Origin of the sequence: Nonomuraea sp. NPDC049709 (assembly GCF_040674815.1) — a bacterium.
In the GTDB taxonomy this organism is placed as follows: domain Bacteria; phylum Actinomycetota; class Actinomycetes; order Streptosporangiales; family Streptosporangiaceae; genus Nonomuraea.
In genome coordinates this window covers 17,013-31,654 of record NZ_JBFANM010000055.1, presented here as the reverse complement: position 1 = coordinate 31,654, position 14,642 = coordinate 17,013, and the positions used below count along the sequence as shown (strand labels likewise).

The following is a 14,642-nucleotide window of genomic DNA, read 5'->3' as shown; positions in this document are numbered from 1 at the left end:
CCTCGCCCGTCTCAGCCGGCCGCGGTCACGTCGAGGGCGCGCAGTCGCGCGGTCCTGGTCGCGCGGACGACCAGGCGGCCCTCCTGCCAGGAGATCTCGAACGCGGCCGGCTCGTCGGAGTCGGCCTGCCAGCCGGCCGGCCGGCTTTCGAGCGGGAAGTGCAGCTCGTCCCCGGCGTCGAGGGTCATGGGCATCAGCTCCGCCTCCGTGTACGGCCGGCCGGAGGAACGGTGCCAGATGCCCTCGAGGCCGAACCCGGCGAACCTGTCGCGGTACTCCGGCGACCCGTCGACGAACCCCCACGCGGGGATCCGCAGCGGGGCCCGCCCGAAAGCGGCGTTGACGATCTCCGTACGCTCCTGGCAGGCGGCCAGCGCCACACAGTCGAGGAAACCCTCGAGGATCTTCCAGGCCCGGCCGGGTTCCACCGTCGTGTCCGGATCGGCGATCAGCGACCAGTCCTCGGGGAGCGGGGCGGAGACGGGCGAGGTGAGCGTGTCGAGCTTCTTCCACGGCCAGAGGTTCCAGCCGATCCCGTGCCCCTCGTACAGCCGGTGCGCGGTGTAGATCCATTCCGGGGTGTTCTCACCGCCCTCTCCCATGTAGACGGGCACGCCGAGACGGTCCCGGACGTCGAGGTACGGCTGGATACTCGCCCGGTCGGGCGGGCACCAGTAGCGGTGGAACTGCAGGGCGGAGTTGAGGTCGAAGACCTCCGTGAAGATCGACCAGTTCGTCGCCCAGTGGGAGCCCTCGTACATGATCAGGTGGGCGGGGTCGATCGCGCGGATCGCGGCGGTCAGGTCGCGATAGAGGGCGACGAGCTCGTCGGGGTAGAGGTGCTGCCACTCGTTCGGCAGCGGCTCGTTCAGCAGGTCGTAGCCGAGCACGACGGGGTTGTCCGCGTACCGCCGGGCGATCTCCTCCCAGAGGCGGATCGTCAGGCGCCGGTAGCGCTCGTCCATGAACAGTTCGGGCATGCCGTTCGGGGAGTCGTCGATGTTGGTGCCCGTCTGCCCGCCCGGCGCCCCGTGCAGGTCGAGCAGCACCCACAGGTTGTGGGTCGCGCACCAGCGCAGCAGGTCGTCGATGTACGCGAAGCCGCCGAGGAAGGCGCCGTCCGCGTCGATCAGCTCGCGGGAGTTGAGCGGGACCCTGACATGGTCGAAGCCCATGCGGGCGATGGCGGCGATGTCCTCCTCCGCGACGAAGGCGGCGCGGAACCTGGTCCAGAACTCGGCGGCCCGGGTGGGGCCGACGAGGGACTCCACCCGGCGCTCGATCAGGCGGGCCGAATTCATCTCGTCGCCGAACCTCCACATGTAGCCCTCGGCGAGCAGCCAGTTGCCGAGGCCGATGCCCCGCAGCAGCAGCGGGGTGCCCGAGCCGTCGACGAGCTCGGTGCCGCTGGCACGGACGAAGCCGGCGAAACGATTGGTCATGGAGCTTCCTTGTGTTCCTAGAGGGCCTTACCTGAGACCGGACAGGGTGAATCCCCGCACGATGTGACGCTGGAAGAGGACGAAGACGATCAGAACGGGCACGACCATGAGAGTCGAGCCGGCCATCTGGAGCGACGGGCTGGTGGCGATCTGCCGGTTCAGCAGCGACACCCCGACCGACAGGGTGTAGAGCCGCTCGTCGCCGGCGATGATCAGCGGCCACAGGAAGCTGTTCCACGCCCCGATGAAGGTCAGGATGATCTGGACGGCCATGACCGGCCTGGACAGCGGCAGGACGATCCGCCAGAAGATGCGCGCCTCGGCGGCCCCGTCGATGCGCGCCGCCTCGATCATCTCGGTGGGGACGGTGACCATGAACTGCCGGAACAGGAAGACGCCGAACCCCGACACCAGCCCCGGGAGCGCGATGCCGACCAGGGTGTCGGTCAGCTTCATGCCGTTGAGGACGAGATAGGTGGGGATCATGGTCACCTGCACCGGGACCATCATCGTGGCGAGCACGAGGAAGAACATCAGGCCACGGCCCCGGAAGCGGAACTTGGCGAACCCGTATCCGGCCATCGCCATGAGGACCACCCCCGCCATGCTGATCAGCACGACCACGACGGTGTTGATCAGGTAGCGGGCGAAGTCCAGCTCACCGAACAGCTGCGCGAAATACCGGAGGGTGGGCTCCTCCGGCAGGATCCGGGGCGGGTGGCCGACCGCCTCGGAGTGCGGCTTCACCGACCCGAAGATCATCCAGAGGAACGGGAACGCCGTCAGCAGCGCCCCGGCGCTCAGGACGACGCCGATGGTCACGGTCAGGCCGCGCGGGCTAACGATCCGCATCGGACCTCCGCGCGCGCAGCTGGATCAGGGTCACCCCGGCGATGATCACGAACAGCACGACGGTCCCGGCGCCGGCGTAGCCGAACTGGCCGGCCGCGAACCCCTTCTGGTAGAGGAACAGGGAGATGCTCGTCGACTCGCCGAGCGGCCCGCCCTTGGTGAGCACGAAGGGCTCGTCGAAGAACTGCAGCCAGGCGATGACCGTGGTGACGGCGACGAAGAAGACCGCGAACCGCAGCAGCGGGATGACGATCGAGACGACCTTGCGCAGCTCGGAGGCGCCGTCGAGCTCGGCGGCCTCCAGGTACTCCCGGGGGATGGCCTTCAGCGCGGCGAGGAAGATGATGATGTTCAGCCCCGTGCCGCGCCAGACCGCGACGAGCGTGACGGAGAGCTTCACCAGCACGGGGTCGCCGAGCCACCGCGCCGGCGGCAGCCCCACGATCGACAGCAGATGGTTGACCAGGCCGAACTGCGTGTTGAGCAGGTAGCCCCACACGAGCGAGACCGCGACGATCGCGGTGATCGCCGGGACGAAGTAGAACGCCCTGAGCGCCCGGAAGAAGCGGTTCTCGCTCCGGTGGAGCAGGAGGGCGGCCACGAACGAGACGGCGATCACGGCGGGCACGCCGATCAGCACGAAGATCCCGGTGTTGGCCAGGGCCTGCCAGAAGGCGTGGTCGGCGAACAGGCGGCGGTAGTTGTCCAGGCCGGCGAAGCCGACCCTGGACCAGTCGGCCAGGCCCCCGAGGTTCAGGTCGGTGACGCTGACCGGGAGGGCGACCAGGATCGGCAGGACTCCGAAGGTGAGCAGCAGGAGCAGCGCCGGGGCGACGAAGGCGTAGGGGGCGAGAGGCTGTCTCATGGTGGTTCCCGGCGCCGGTCAGCCGGCCGACGTGCCGCTGGTCGCCGCGTACAGGTCCCGCAGGGCGGTGTCGCGGTTCGCGCCGGTCAGGACGATGGAGTTGAGGGTGTCGAGGAGGGCCTTTCCGGTCTCGCCGTCCCAGTTGGGCACCGGCGGCAGGGGGTTGGCGTCGGCCAGCTGCGCGGCGTACACCGCGGTGAGCGGGTCGGAGGTGAGCTTCGGGTCCCCGAGCGCGGCCTTGGTCACGGGGAGCTGGCCGTCGAGCGCGTACCAGGTCAGCTGGGTCTGTGGCTGGGAGAGGTGGTCGAGGAGCCGCAGGGCGCCGTCCCGGTTGTCGCTGGCGCGCCACACGGCGAGGTTGGAGCCGGCCAGCAGGGAGGTACGCGCGGCGCCGCCCGGGATCGGGGCGACCGCCCACTTGCCGTCGAGCTCCGGCGCGGCCGCGGCGATGGCGCCGCCCAGGTAGGGGCCGGAGACCAGCATGGGGGTCACGCCGGAGACGAAGCCCTGGACCTGGTCGAAGTCGGGGTCGGCCGGCACGCTCCCGTCGGCGTACAGGCCGGTGTAGATGTCGACGGCCTTGCGGAACTCGGGGGTGTCGAAGTCGATCGCACCGGCGGCGTCGACGATCCGGCCGCCCTGCGTCCAGGTCATGATGACGGGCAGCGCGTTGTCCCACTGCGGGATGTGGAAGCCGTACCGGCCCTTGCCCCGGCCGGCGAGGACCTTGGCGTGGGCGCGGACCTCGTCCCAGGTGGCGGGCGGCTCGGTGAGGCCCCGGTCGGCGAGGATGTCGGTCCGGTAGAACAGCACGCGGGTGTCGCTGACCCACGGGACGCTCACGGGGTCGCCGCCGTCCGTCGTGGCGAATCCGGCGACGCCGTCGAGGAAGTTGGCCGCGGCGAGGCCCGGATGGTCCTTCAGCGTCCGCTCGTCGAGCTCCAGCAGGGCCCCGGAGTCGGCGAACGTGCGCAGCTTCGACAGGCCGATCTGCAGGACGTCGGGTCCGTTGCCCGACGCCACGGCGGTGGTGAACTTCTGGTCGACGGAGTCCCACGGGATGGCGACGGTGTCGACGCCGATGCCGCTCCGGTCGGCGAACGGCTTGACGAGCTGCTCGAAATGGGCGGAGCTGTCGCCCATGATCCAGACGGTCAGCTCCTTGGGGGCGCCGCCGGCGTTCGCCTCGGGGCCGGGACCGGCGCAGGCGGTGAGTACGAGTAAGCCCGCGGCGGCGAGCGCCCAACTAGCTCTTCTCATCGGAGTGATCCCTCTCAGGCGGCGGAAACGGAATCCGGGCACTGGGCCGGGCCGGGATTCCCGGCCCGTTCGAGATCCTCCATGAACGGTGAGGCGCACGCGCGGGTGGAGGGCACTTACCGGGTTCCCTTCGCATGCCGCCTCCTCACCGTTTATAGCCGACTTAGCCTAAGCCATAGACAAAGTACGTCGAGGAGGCGGATCCTGGCAACCGTCAAGATTCGAGGAGGCCCGAATGAATCTCCAACGGCCCCGCCGCCCCCGGTGCCCCCGCCCGGAAGCGGACCGACCGTCCACCACCCGGATCCGTCGGGATCGGCCGGGCCGGCCGACCGGCCCCCGCGTCGTCACCTGGATCCGGCGCGACCACCGCCTCACGGGGCGGCCGGGCCAGCCGTCACAGGGCGGCCGGCACCGCCCCGGCCGCGGTGGCGGCACCGTGGAGCAGGGGCCAGATCGCGGCGCTCATCTGCCCCGCGGTGCCGGGGCAGCCACGGCGCAGCCAGTCGAGGATGTTGCCGAGCAGAGCGCCGGCGAGGAAGGCCGCCACGGGGTCGTGGGGGATCTCTGACGGGTCGTCGGCATGGGTGCCCCGGCCGTCCCCGGCGCCGCTCAGGTTGACGTGGATGGAGATGGCCAGCCGGTCGTGCATGTGGTTGATGACGCGGGCGCTGCCGCCGTCGCCGACCAGCGCGCGGTACAGGTGGGCGTGCTCGGCGACGTGCGCGAACACCTCGGCCAGGGCGTTGGCGGCCAGGCCCTCGTCGAGGGTCCCGCGGTGCCCGCCGATCACGGGGGCGGCGGCCATCACCTCGTCGAACATCGCCTCGCACGCCCCGGCCGCCAGGTCGCCGACGCTGCCGTAGTGCTCGTAGAAGGTCGAGCGGTTGACCTCGGCCCGCCTGGTGAGGTCGAGGATCGTGATCTGTGACAGGTCACGGTCCTTGATGAGCTCCAGCAGCGCGGTCTCCAGCGCGGCACGGGAACGGTGGACGCGGCGGTCCGACGGTTGCTGAACAGGCTTTGTTCCCCCGACAGATGCCGGAAAACCGGCATCTGTCGGATTATGGCGGTGTACGCCGGGGGCCCTTCGGCATCGCCGCCACTCATCGGGAAGAGGGCGACCCCATGACGCGGAACGTGCTGGTGGTCATCGGCGTCGGCGGGATGGGCCAGGCCATCGCCCGCCGGCAGGGCACCGGCGCCCACGTCCTGGCGGCGGACCTCAACGAAGAGCTGCTGGAGTCGGTGACGGGGCAGTTGCGCGGCGAGGGGTACGAGGTCACCTCCCAGGTGGTCGACGTCTCCTCGCGCGAGTCGGTCGCCGCGCTCGCCGCGCGGGCGGCCTCGCTCGACGAGGTCCGGTCCGTGGTGCACACCGCCGGGCTGTCTCCGGTGCAGGCTCCCGTACGCGCCGTGCTGGCCGTCGACCTGCTCGGGGTCGCCCTGGTGCTGGAGGAGTTCGGCCAGGTCGTCGCTCCCGGCGGTGCCGGCGTGGTCATCGCCAGCATGGCCGGTCACTTCCAGCCCGCCTTCGCTCCCGAGGACACCCTGCGACTGGCCACGACCCCGGCCGACGAGCTGCTGTCCCTGCCGATCACCGCCGAGTCGAACTTCGCCCACCCCGGCCACGGCTACGGCTTCGCCAAGCAGGCCAACCTGCTACGCGTCCAGGCCGCGAGCACCACCTGGGGAGCCAGGGCGCCCGGGTCAACTCGATCAGCCCCGGGGTCATCGCGACGCTCATGGGACAGTCCGAGCTCAGCGGCGAGCACGGCGCCGTCATAAAGGCGATGATCGAGGCCTCCAACGCCAAGCGCGTCGGCACCGCCGGCGACATCGCGGCCGCCGCCGCGTTCCTGCTCGACCCCGCGACGAGCTACGTCTCCGGGACCGATCTGCTGGTCGACGGCGGCGTCACCGCCACGGTCCGCACCGGGGGCCTCATCTGATCCAGCGGCTGATCCGGGCGTCGTGGATCAGGAGTTGCAGCCGCAGCTGCAGCCGCTGGCGCACGAGCAGGAGGATCCGTGACCGCAGGAGCAAGATTTCGCTTTATTCGCTGTCATGCCGCATATATTGCGCAAAATGATGTCGGCTGAACTCGCCGCGAGGGAACAAACCCCCTCCCTCCGAGCATGTGATATCAGACGTGACATCAGATGGCGCGGCGCAGGGTGCGGCCCGGCCGGGCGCCCGTGAGCCGGCCGTCCCGGAGCGCGGACACGCCGAGCCGCTCCGCCGCGTCGGTCACCCGCATCGGGCCCTCCTGCTGCAGCAGCGCGGCAAGCAGCAGCGCGCGGTCCACGGAGGACAGCGCGTACGGCGGCTTGTTCCTCATAGCAGAAAGAGCTTATCCGGAGAGCAGAAAACAGGACATCCTGAAACCCTCCGACCCCACGAAAGGCCCTGGCCCATGACCTTCACCGTTGGCTCGCCAGTGGCCGTCGTCGCGTCCGACGCCGCGGACCAGCCCGAGCGCACGCCGGAGCTGGAGGCGCTGTACCGCGGCTTCGAGCGAGAAATGCTGATCCCGCTGTGGACGGAGATCGGCGACCTCATGCCGCTGTCCCCGAGGTCCAAGGCGGTGCCCCACCCGTGGCGGTGGACCGCGCTGCTGCCGATGGCGGAGCGGGCGGGCGAGCTGGTCCCGGTGGGGCGCGGCGGCGAGCGGCGGGCGATCGCGCCGGCCAACCCGGGCCTGGGCGGCCGGCCGTTCGCGACGCCCACGCCCTGGCCCGGACCGGCCGTTCGCGACGCCCACGCCCTGGCCCGGGCCGGGCGTACCGTACGCGTCCTGGAGCGCTCTCCGGAGTTCGCCGAGGTCGGCGCCGGGCTGCAGATGGCGCCCAACGCCACCAGCATCCTCAAGGAATGGGGCCTGCTGCGGCAGGTTCTCGACGCCGGCGTCACCCCGCGCCGGCTGCTGTTCAAGGACGCCCTCGACGGGACCGACCTGACCCACCTGGACCTCGACGACGCCTTCGAGACCCGCTTCGGCGCGCCGTACGTGGCCATCCACCGCGGCGACCTGCTCGACATCCTCGCCCGCGCCTGCCTGCGGGCCGGCGTCGAGCTGGTGCCCGGCTGTGCGGTGCTCGACGCCGTCCCCGGTGCGGACGGTGCCGTGGTGCACAGCTCCCTGGGCGAGCACGCGGCGGGGCTCGTGGTCGTGGCGGACGGGCTGCGCTCCCGGCTGCGCGCCAGGTTCAGCGACGACGAGCCGATCTGCTCGGGCTACGTCGCCTACCGCGGCGCCTTCCCCATCGCCGAGCTCGACCGCGACCTGGACGCGGAGACCGCCCGGAACGTGGTCGTGCACATCGGCCCCGGCTGCCACCTGGTGCGCTATCCGCTGCGCCGGGGCGAGATCCTCAACACCGTCGCCGTCTTCAGGTCGCCGTCCTACGAGCCGGGAGCCGAGGACTGGGGCGGGCCGGAGGAGCTCGACGCGGCCTTCGCGGACTGCGGCCCGGCCGTGCACGAGAGCCTGAGGTCCCTGTGGCGGGACCGGCGCTGGCCGATGTACGACCGGCGGCCGATCTCCCGCTGGACCGACGGCCGCCTGGTGCTGACCGGCGACGCCGCCCATCCCATGCTGCAGTACCTCGCCCAGGGGGCGTGCCAGGCGATCGAGGACGCGTACTGCCTGGCCGCCGAGCTGGGGGCGCAGCCGGACCTGGCCGGCGCGCTCAAGAGCTACGAGGCCGAGCGCACCGTCCGCACCGCGCGGGTGCAGGACACCGCGCGGATCTGGGGAGACATGTGGCACCTCGACGGCGTCGGCCGGCTGCTGCGCAACGAGCTGTTCCGCGTGCGCGACCCCCGGGACGACACCTACGTCGACTGGCTGTACGCCTGACCCCGGCCGTCCACGGCCTGCTCCGGTGCGAGCGGCGGCCCCTCGCGCAGCCCGGCGGGCTCGCACCAGGCGGCCAGGAACTCCTCCGCCAGCGCGCGGGAGCCGGCGAACGCGCCGCCGGGGTGTTCCAGGGCCGTGGCCGTGAGCAGGCCGACCTTCTCCGCCACGAGGTCCCGCAGGGAGTCGGCGTCCGTCAGCCGGCCGGCCAGCTCGGCGAGGTAGCCGATCGTCGCCCCGGCGCCGCAGACGAAGTCCGCCAGCGGCTCGGCGCCCCGCTCGCGCAGCGTGCGCAGCCCGGACGGGGTGTAGGGGACATTGGCCGCCGGAGCGACCACGCGGGCGCGCACCCGGGCGGCTCGTGCGGCGTTCAGCGCCCCGGTCCTCGCTCCGGGCACCAGGACGTCCGCGGCCACCTCGTACAGCTGCCCGGCGGGCAGGACGGGCAGGCCGAGCCGGGTGACGCAGGCGTCCCCGTGCTCGGCGCGCAGCTCCAGCAGCGCGGCCACGTCGAGGCCCGACTCGTCGGCCACGCAGCCGTACACGGTGGACAGGGCGACGATCCGCGCCCCCCGCCGCGCGGCCTCCCGCACCACGGCGCCGCCCACCTTGCCGAACCCCTCGACGGCGAACGTGCGCCCGGCGAGTCCGCCGAGGGCCGTGTCGGCGGCGGCCACCACGCCGAGACCGGTCACCGTCGTGTCGAGCAGCGCGCCGTCGGCCTCCTGGTGCATGACGGAGTCCGCGCGGTAGCCGGGCAGCGTGGCGAAGTCCTCCGTACGGGTGCCCAGGTCGGAGGAGGTGAGGAACGTGTTGCTCGCCACGAGAGGGGCGATCTCCCGGCAGTATCGGGCCACCGTCTCGGCGCGCTCCTCGGGCTTCGCGCGCAGCACCGCCTTGGCCCCGCCGATCCGCTCGCCGAGCACGGCGAACTTGTACGTCATCGCCCGCGCCAGCAGCTCGGCCTCGTGACGGGTGACGTCGGGGGCCAGGCGGGTGCCTCCCGCGCTCAACGGGCAGTCCAGGTCGAAGGCGATGTACCCATCAACCGAGGTCAGCTCCACGATCTTCATTTGTGCTCCTCGTGCGCGTCGACGAACGCGTTCACCCTCTCACGCGGGATCGACGCCGTCGTAGTCCACGAGCAGGTGCCGCGGCCCGCGCAGGACGGGGCTCGGCCGGTACGGAGGCGGGTCGGCGACGAGCCGGGGATCGCGCAGCCGGCGGACCAGCTCGGCCAGCACGATCTGGGCCTCCAGCCGGGCCAGCGGCGCGCCGAAGCAGTAGTGGACACCGCCGCCGAAGCCCAGGTGCTCGTTGCGCGGGCGGCAGGGATCGAAGCGGTCGGGGTCGCTCACGTGGGCCGGGTCACGGCTGCCCGCGGCCAGCGCCAGGACGATGGGCGATCCGGCCGGGATGGTGGTGCCGGCGATGGTGATGTCGTCGAGGGCGGTCCGCGAGGAGATGATCTGCACGGGCGGCTCGTAGCGCAGCAGCTCCTCGACCGTGGGCACGACCAGCCCCGGCTCGTCGCGGACGCGCCGCAGCAGGTCCGGGTGGCGCAGCAGGGTGAGCATGCCGTTGGCGATGAGGTTGATCGTGGTCTCGTGGCCGGCGATCAGCAGCAGCACGGAGGTGGAGACGACCTCCTGCGGCGTCATGGCGCCGTCGGCCCCCCGGTACGTGACGAGCCCGGACAGCAGGTCCTCCCCCGGCTGCTCCCGGCGGACCTCGGCGAGCCCGGCGAGGTAGCCCTCCAGCTGCTTGGACACGGCCTGGCGCTCCCGCTCCCGCTCGGCCCGGTCCTCCTCGCCCGGCCCGAGCGTCTCGATGATCTGGTCGGCCCACGCGTGGAACTGCGGCTCGTCCTCCTGCGGCACGCCCAGCACCCGGCAGATCACCGCGACCGGCAGCGGGTAGGCGACCTCGTCGACGAGGTCGGCCCGGCGCTTACCCGCGATGCCGTCGATCAGCTCGGTGGTGATCCGCAGCATCGCCGGCCGCAGTCCGTCGACCAGGCCGGGCGAATGCGGCGGCCCGAAGTGGCGCATGGTCAGGCGGCGCAGCCGGTCGTGCTCGGGCGGGTCGAGCCCGATGAACGCCGGGTAGCGATCCGGCGGCTCGGCCGCGGAGGCGAGGTTGCGGCGGTCGGAGCTGACGCGCGGGTCGTGCAGCAGCTCGACGATCTCGCGGTACGTGCTGACGACGTACGTGCCGTCCTCCTGCCGCGCCACCGGCGTCGCGCGGAGCTGCCCGAACAGCGGGTAGGGATCGGCGCGGCCGGCCGGATCGAGGATCCGCTCGAAGACGCTCTGCGATGTCATGGCCCGCATCACTCCTGCCTGGGCTCTGTGCTGTCTGAACGCTGTGCTGTCTGAACGCTGTGCTGTGAACGCCGTGCTGTCTGAACGCTGTGCTGTCTGAACGCCGTGCTGTCCGGGCTCTCTGCTGTCCGGCGATCGGGGTCAGCTGTGCGGGGTGTGCAGCAGGGAGGCGCGGCGTTCGGCCGGGTCGTGCCCGGTCACCACGACGGTCGCCCCCGCCGTGGCGACCAGCCGTTCGGGCACCCGCGCCGGCACCGGCCCCGCCGTCCCGCGCTGGTCGACGTGGCGGAACTCGGGCGGGAACGGCGCGGCCCGCTCGATCAGCCGCTGGTAGAACTCCAGCCACATGCCCTGGTCGAAGGTGACCGCCGCCGTGACGCGCCCCTGGTACCCGTAGACGGCGACGAAGCGCCGCTCGTCCGTCGAGCCCTGCGTGATGAGGATCTCGTCGGCGAAGGTGGGCACCCCGACCGACTTGATGTTGACGCCGAACTGGCTGGACCAGAACACCGGCACCGACAGGTGCGGCCAGCGGTGCGCCTGGTCGCTGACCATGTTGTGGGCGGCGATCTCGGCCTGGGCGACCGCGTTGCCCCAGTGCTCCAGCGTCATGAACTGGTACTGGTAGAGCGGGTGCGGGAAACGCGCGATGTCGCCGGCGACGAAGATGTCGTCGGTGACCAGGCCGTTGGTGTCCACGGCGCGGCAGCCGGCGTCGCAGGCCACGCCCCACACGCCGGCGGCCAGCCCCGAGTCCCGCAGCCACTCGACGTTGCGGATGGAGCCGAGCGCGACGACCGCCACCTCGGCCTCCACCGTGCTGCCGTCGGACAGGCGGGCCCCGCGCAGCCGCCCGTCCGCGTCGCCTTCCAGGGCCGTGACGGTCGTGTCGCACCGCAGGTCCACGCCGTGCTCGCGCTGGAGCTGCGCCGCCACGTCGCCGATCACGCCGCCCAGGGCGTTGACGAGCGGTGCGGGGCCGCGTTCGACGACCGTCACCGGCAGGTCCAGCTCGCGGCAGACCGAGGCGATCTCGCAGCCGGTGAACCCGGCGCCGAGGATGAGCACCCGGCGCGGGCGGGCGGCCAGCGCCTGGCGCAATCGGGCCGCGTCCTCCAGGGTACGCAGCGTGTGCACGCCCTCCAGCGCGGCCTCGGCCTCGTTCGGCCAGGGCCGGGCGCGGGTGCCGGTGGCCAGCAGGACCCGGTCGAAGGCGATCTCGCGGCCGTCGGCCAGCCGCACCCGCTTGCCCGCCACGTCCAGCCCCGTCGCCTTGGTCCCCCACAGCCACTCGGCCTCGACCTCGCGCAGGCGGGGCAGCATGGTGTGGTCGGACGGCACCTGCCCGGTGAGGACCTGCTTCGACAGCGGCGGCCGGTCGTACGGCTCGTGGCGCTCGCCGCCGATCACCGTCAGCGGCCCGGTGAAGCCCTCCCGCCTGAGCACACCGGCGGCCCGGGCCCCGGCCAGCGAGCCCCCGACGATGACGATGCGGCCGTCGCCGCTCCGCCCGGCCGGCGGGCGCTCCTGCGGCGGGACGGGCAGCGTGTCCGACCGGTCGAGGTGGATGGCCTGGACCGGGCAGGCGGCGGTCGCGCGCAGCACGTGCTCGCGATGCTCGTCGCCGGGGTCCAGGTCGTACAGGAGCGACTCCTCCCGGATGGTGAAGACGTCCGGCGCGAGGAAGGCGCACTGCCCGTATCCCTGGCAGCGCGTCAGGTCGACGACGACTTTCACAAGGCCACTCCCCCGTCGAGCGAGCACGCGCGCCCGCTCGTCCGTGGCGGGCTCCCGGCCCGTGTGGGCCTACCCCGGCAGCGCCGCCCCGTAGCCCGGCAGCGGTGATCATTCCCTGGTCTTTGCAGGCCGGAGGGCTGCGGCTACCCTCCCGCCCCGGCGCCTCGGCTCAACCCCGCCAGGAGCGTCCCGATCCCGCCGGCTCCGGTACGCCGAGCTCGGTGTACCGGCCCAGCGCCCGCTCGGCGTGGTCACGGGCCGGCCGACCACAGCCCGCCCATGGCGCGAGCGAGCGGCGGATGCCCGCGCCCCCGCCCACGGCGGGCAGGCACGCCAAGGACACGGGCGGTCGCTCGGGGAGCCGATCCGTCTCGCGCCACCCGATCCCGCTCGCGGGTCGCGTCTCCCCGCCCGGTGGCCATGGAATGATCGTGGTGGGATGGAGGCGGTGATGGGGCTGGAGATCCATGATTACCTGAGCGTGCTCTCGGAGGCGTCCCTGGCCATGACCAGCAGCCTGGACGGCGACACCGCGCTGCGGCGGCTGTCGAGGATCCTCGTGCCCCGTCTGGCCGACTGGTGCGCGGTCGACCTGGTCGAGGGCGAGACGGTGCGGCGGGTCAGCGTGGCGATGAGCGGCCCGGAGACGCGCTTCGCCCATCTGCACAGCAAGACCGGGCCGCTGCCCCTGGAGTTGGAGGACCTCCTCCTGCCGATCCTGCGCACGTCCGGCGCGCTGCTGCTCACGGCTCCCGGGACGACCCCCGCCGACGTCGAGCTCGGAGAGGCGCGCACGCGGCTGCGGCGCCTGCTGGCCGCCGACTCCGCGATCGTGGCCCCGCTGCGCGTACGCGGCAACGCGCTCGGCGCGCTGACCCTGGCCCGTTTCGAACCGGGCTCGCCCCTGACCGACGCGGATGTCCCGATCGTGGAGGATCTCGCCCATCGCGCCGCCCTCGCCGTCGACAACACCCGCCTGTACGGCCTGCAGCACGAGATGGCCACCCGGCTCCAGCACTCCCTGCTGCCCAGGCTCCCCGACATCAGCCCGCTCCGCCTGGCGGCCGGATACCTGCCGGCCCGGGAGTCGTCGCAGGTGGGAGGCGACTGGTACGACGCGTTCCGGCTCTCCGACGGCACCCCCGCCCTGGTGATCGGCGACGTGGAGGGCCACGACATCACCGCCGCCACGCAGATGAGCGAGGTCCGCAACATGCTGCGGGCGCTGGCCTTCGACGGCCGCGAGAAGCCGAGCCAGGTGGTGTCCCACCTCGACAGGGTGCTCGGCGGAGTGGGCGGTAACCTGCTCACCACCATGGTGCTGGCCCACCTGGAAGGCCCTGCGACGGGCCCGTGGCGGTTGCGCTGGGCGAACGCCGGTCACCCCGCGCCCCTGCTGATCACCCGTGACGGCGGCACCCGGTTCCTGGAGGAGGGGCGCTCGGCGCTGCTCGGCCTCGACCCCACCCTCTCCCGTGCCGACGCGGTCGAGGCGCTGCCGCCGCGCTCGACGGTCCTGTTCTACACCGACGGGCTGATCGAGCGCCGCACCGAGCCGCTGGACCGGGGCATGACCAGGTTGCGCAGGCAGGCGGGCACGCTGGCCGGCGCGGACGTGCAGACGATCTGCGACGAGCTGATCACCCTGGCCGACAAGGCCAACGAGGACGACATCGCGCTGCTGGCCGTGCAGCTTCCGGACGAGCGGCCGACCGCATGACGGAGCGGGCCTGGTCTACGCCTGGTCTACTACGCGAAGAAGCCGGGCCCGTAGGTACGGGCCCGGCTCCCTCATGGCATGCGCCAGGTCAGGCGGCCACGATGTTCTCCGCCTGCGGGCCCTTCTGGCCCTGGACGACGTCGAAGGACACCTTCTGTCCCTCGGTGAGCTCGCGGTAGCCGCCGTTGGCGACGATGTTGGAGTAGTGAGCGAAGACGTCGGCGCCGCCGCCGTCCTGCGCGATGAAGCCGAAGCCCTTTTCCGAGTTGAACCACTTCACGGTTCCGGTTGCCATGTCAATCTCCTTGAGATAGTGCAGGAAAACGAAATTCGCACTGCGCGGATTCCGTGTCGCCGCGATGAGCCCATCCGGAAATGACCGGCAAACAAAACGCGCCCGAAACCCAAGCACTGCTCAGGCGCACAAAAAGTCTTTATGGGTAACACAACTGCAACGCCCAACAGGCTAGCACACGCCCGCCGTGCACGGCGTAGGAGACGGATCAGTTTTGTCGTTGCGTGGTATGAGATTTTTGCGGTGATTTACGCGCATTTTCCCTGGCGGGCACACGCGCCCCAGCCG

14 protein-coding genes are annotated in these 14,642 nt (G+C 71.9%); 4 read left to right on the top strand and 10 right to left on the bottom strand.

What is annotated here, in order from left to right:
• Nucleotides 1-11: 11 nt before the first annotated feature.
• From AB0J69_RS41650 to AB0J69_RS41630, 5 genes are all read right to left on the bottom strand, one after another.
• Nucleotides 12-1,442, bottom strand: coding sequence for a cellulase family glycosylhydrolase (locus AB0J69_RS41650; RefSeq protein ID WP_364129708.1), 1,431 nt, complete (start codon nt 1,440-1,442; stop codon nt 12-14).
• Nucleotides 1,443-1,469: 27 nt separating this feature from the next.
• On the bottom strand, nt 1,470-2,294 hold the full coding sequence (locus AB0J69_RS41645) for a carbohydrate ABC transporter permease (RefSeq protein WP_364129705.1): 825 nt from the start codon (nt 2,292-2,294) through the stop codon (nt 1,470-1,472).
• Nucleotides 2,281-3,159: a sugar ABC transporter permease gene (locus AB0J69_RS41640; RefSeq protein ID WP_364129703.1), complete on the bottom strand. Its 879-nt coding sequence runs from the start codon at nt 3,157-3,159 to the stop codon at nt 2,281-2,283. Before AB0J69_RS41640 ends, AB0J69_RS41645 begins: the two co-directional genes overlap by 14 nt.
• An 18-nt stretch (nt 3,160-3,177) precedes the next feature.
• A complete protein-coding gene (locus tag AB0J69_RS41635) occupies nt 3,178-4,419 on the bottom strand; it encodes an extracellular solute-binding protein (protein WP_364129700.1) in 1,242 nt (413 codons plus the stop codon).
• Nucleotides 4,420-4,816: 397 nt separating this feature from the next.
• Complete coding sequence (locus AB0J69_RS41630) at nt 4,817-5,242, bottom strand: TetR-like C-terminal domain-containing protein (RefSeq protein WP_364129698.1); 426 nt, start codon at nt 5,240-5,242, stop codon at nt 4,817-4,819.
• Between the two features lie 305 nt (nt 5,243-5,547).
• Between AB0J69_RS41630 and AB0J69_RS41625 the strand changes: the two genes are divergently transcribed.
• On the top strand, nt 5,548-6,207 hold the full coding sequence (locus AB0J69_RS41625; protein ID WP_364129696.1) for an SDR family NAD(P)-dependent oxidoreductase: 660 nt from the start codon (nt 5,548-5,550) through the stop codon (nt 6,205-6,207).
• Nucleotides 6,165-6,371: an SDR family oxidoreductase gene (locus AB0J69_RS41620; RefSeq protein ID WP_364129694.1), complete on the top strand. Its 207-nt coding sequence runs from the start codon at nt 6,165-6,167 to the stop codon at nt 6,369-6,371. The genes AB0J69_RS41625 and AB0J69_RS41620 overlap by 43 nt, the downstream gene beginning before the upstream one ends.
• 206 nt (nt 6,372-6,577) lie before the next feature.
• Here AB0J69_RS41620 and AB0J69_RS41615 read toward each other — a convergent pair whose 3' ends face one another.
• Entirely contained in the window at nt 6,578-6,760 is a 183-nt protein-coding gene (locus AB0J69_RS41615; RefSeq protein ID WP_364129691.1) for a hypothetical protein, read from the bottom strand.
• A 75-nt stretch (nt 6,761-6,835) separates the two neighbouring features.
• Here AB0J69_RS41615 and AB0J69_RS41610 point away from each other — a divergent pair, with 75 nt between their 5' ends.
• The gene (locus AB0J69_RS41610) at nt 6,836-8,281 is read left to right on the top strand and encodes an FAD-dependent monooxygenase (RefSeq protein WP_364129688.1); all 1,446 of its coding nucleotides are present in this window, start codon (nt 6,836-6,838) and stop codon (nt 8,279-8,281) included.
• Here the strand turns inward: AB0J69_RS41610 and AB0J69_RS41605 are convergent.
• From AB0J69_RS41605 to AB0J69_RS41595, 3 genes are all read right to left on the bottom strand, one after another.
• On the bottom strand, nt 8,257-9,351 hold the full coding sequence (locus AB0J69_RS41605; protein WP_364129685.1) for a Glu/Leu/Phe/Val dehydrogenase dimerization domain-containing protein: 1,095 nt from the start codon (nt 9,349-9,351) through the stop codon (nt 8,257-8,259). The two genes, AB0J69_RS41610 and AB0J69_RS41605, sit on opposite strands and share 25 nt — an antisense overlap.
• Before the next feature lie 39 nt (nt 9,352-9,390).
• Entirely contained in the window at nt 9,391-10,602 is a 1,212-nt protein-coding gene (locus AB0J69_RS41600) for a cytochrome P450 (protein WP_364129682.1), read from the bottom strand.
• Between the two features lie 141 nt (nt 10,603-10,743).
• Nucleotides 10,744-12,339 carry an FAD-dependent oxidoreductase gene (locus AB0J69_RS41595; protein WP_364129679.1) on the bottom strand — a complete coding sequence of 532 codons (1,596 nt, stop codon included), beginning with the start codon at nt 12,337-12,339 and terminating at the stop codon, nt 10,744-10,746.
• Between the two features lie 439 nt (nt 12,340-12,778).
• Between AB0J69_RS41595 and AB0J69_RS41590 the strand changes: the two genes are divergently transcribed.
• The gene (locus AB0J69_RS41590; protein ID WP_364129676.1) at nt 12,779-14,059 is read left to right on the top strand and encodes a GAF domain-containing SpoIIE family protein phosphatase; all 1,281 of its coding nucleotides are present in this window, start codon (nt 12,779-12,781) and stop codon (nt 14,057-14,059) included.
• 88 nt (nt 14,060-14,147) lie between these two features.
• Here AB0J69_RS41590 and AB0J69_RS41585 read toward each other — a convergent pair whose 3' ends face one another.
• Entirely contained in the window at nt 14,148-14,354 is a 207-nt protein-coding gene (locus AB0J69_RS41585; protein ID WP_139637865.1) for a cold-shock protein, read from the bottom strand.
• Nucleotides 14,355-14,642: the final 288 nt, after the last annotated feature.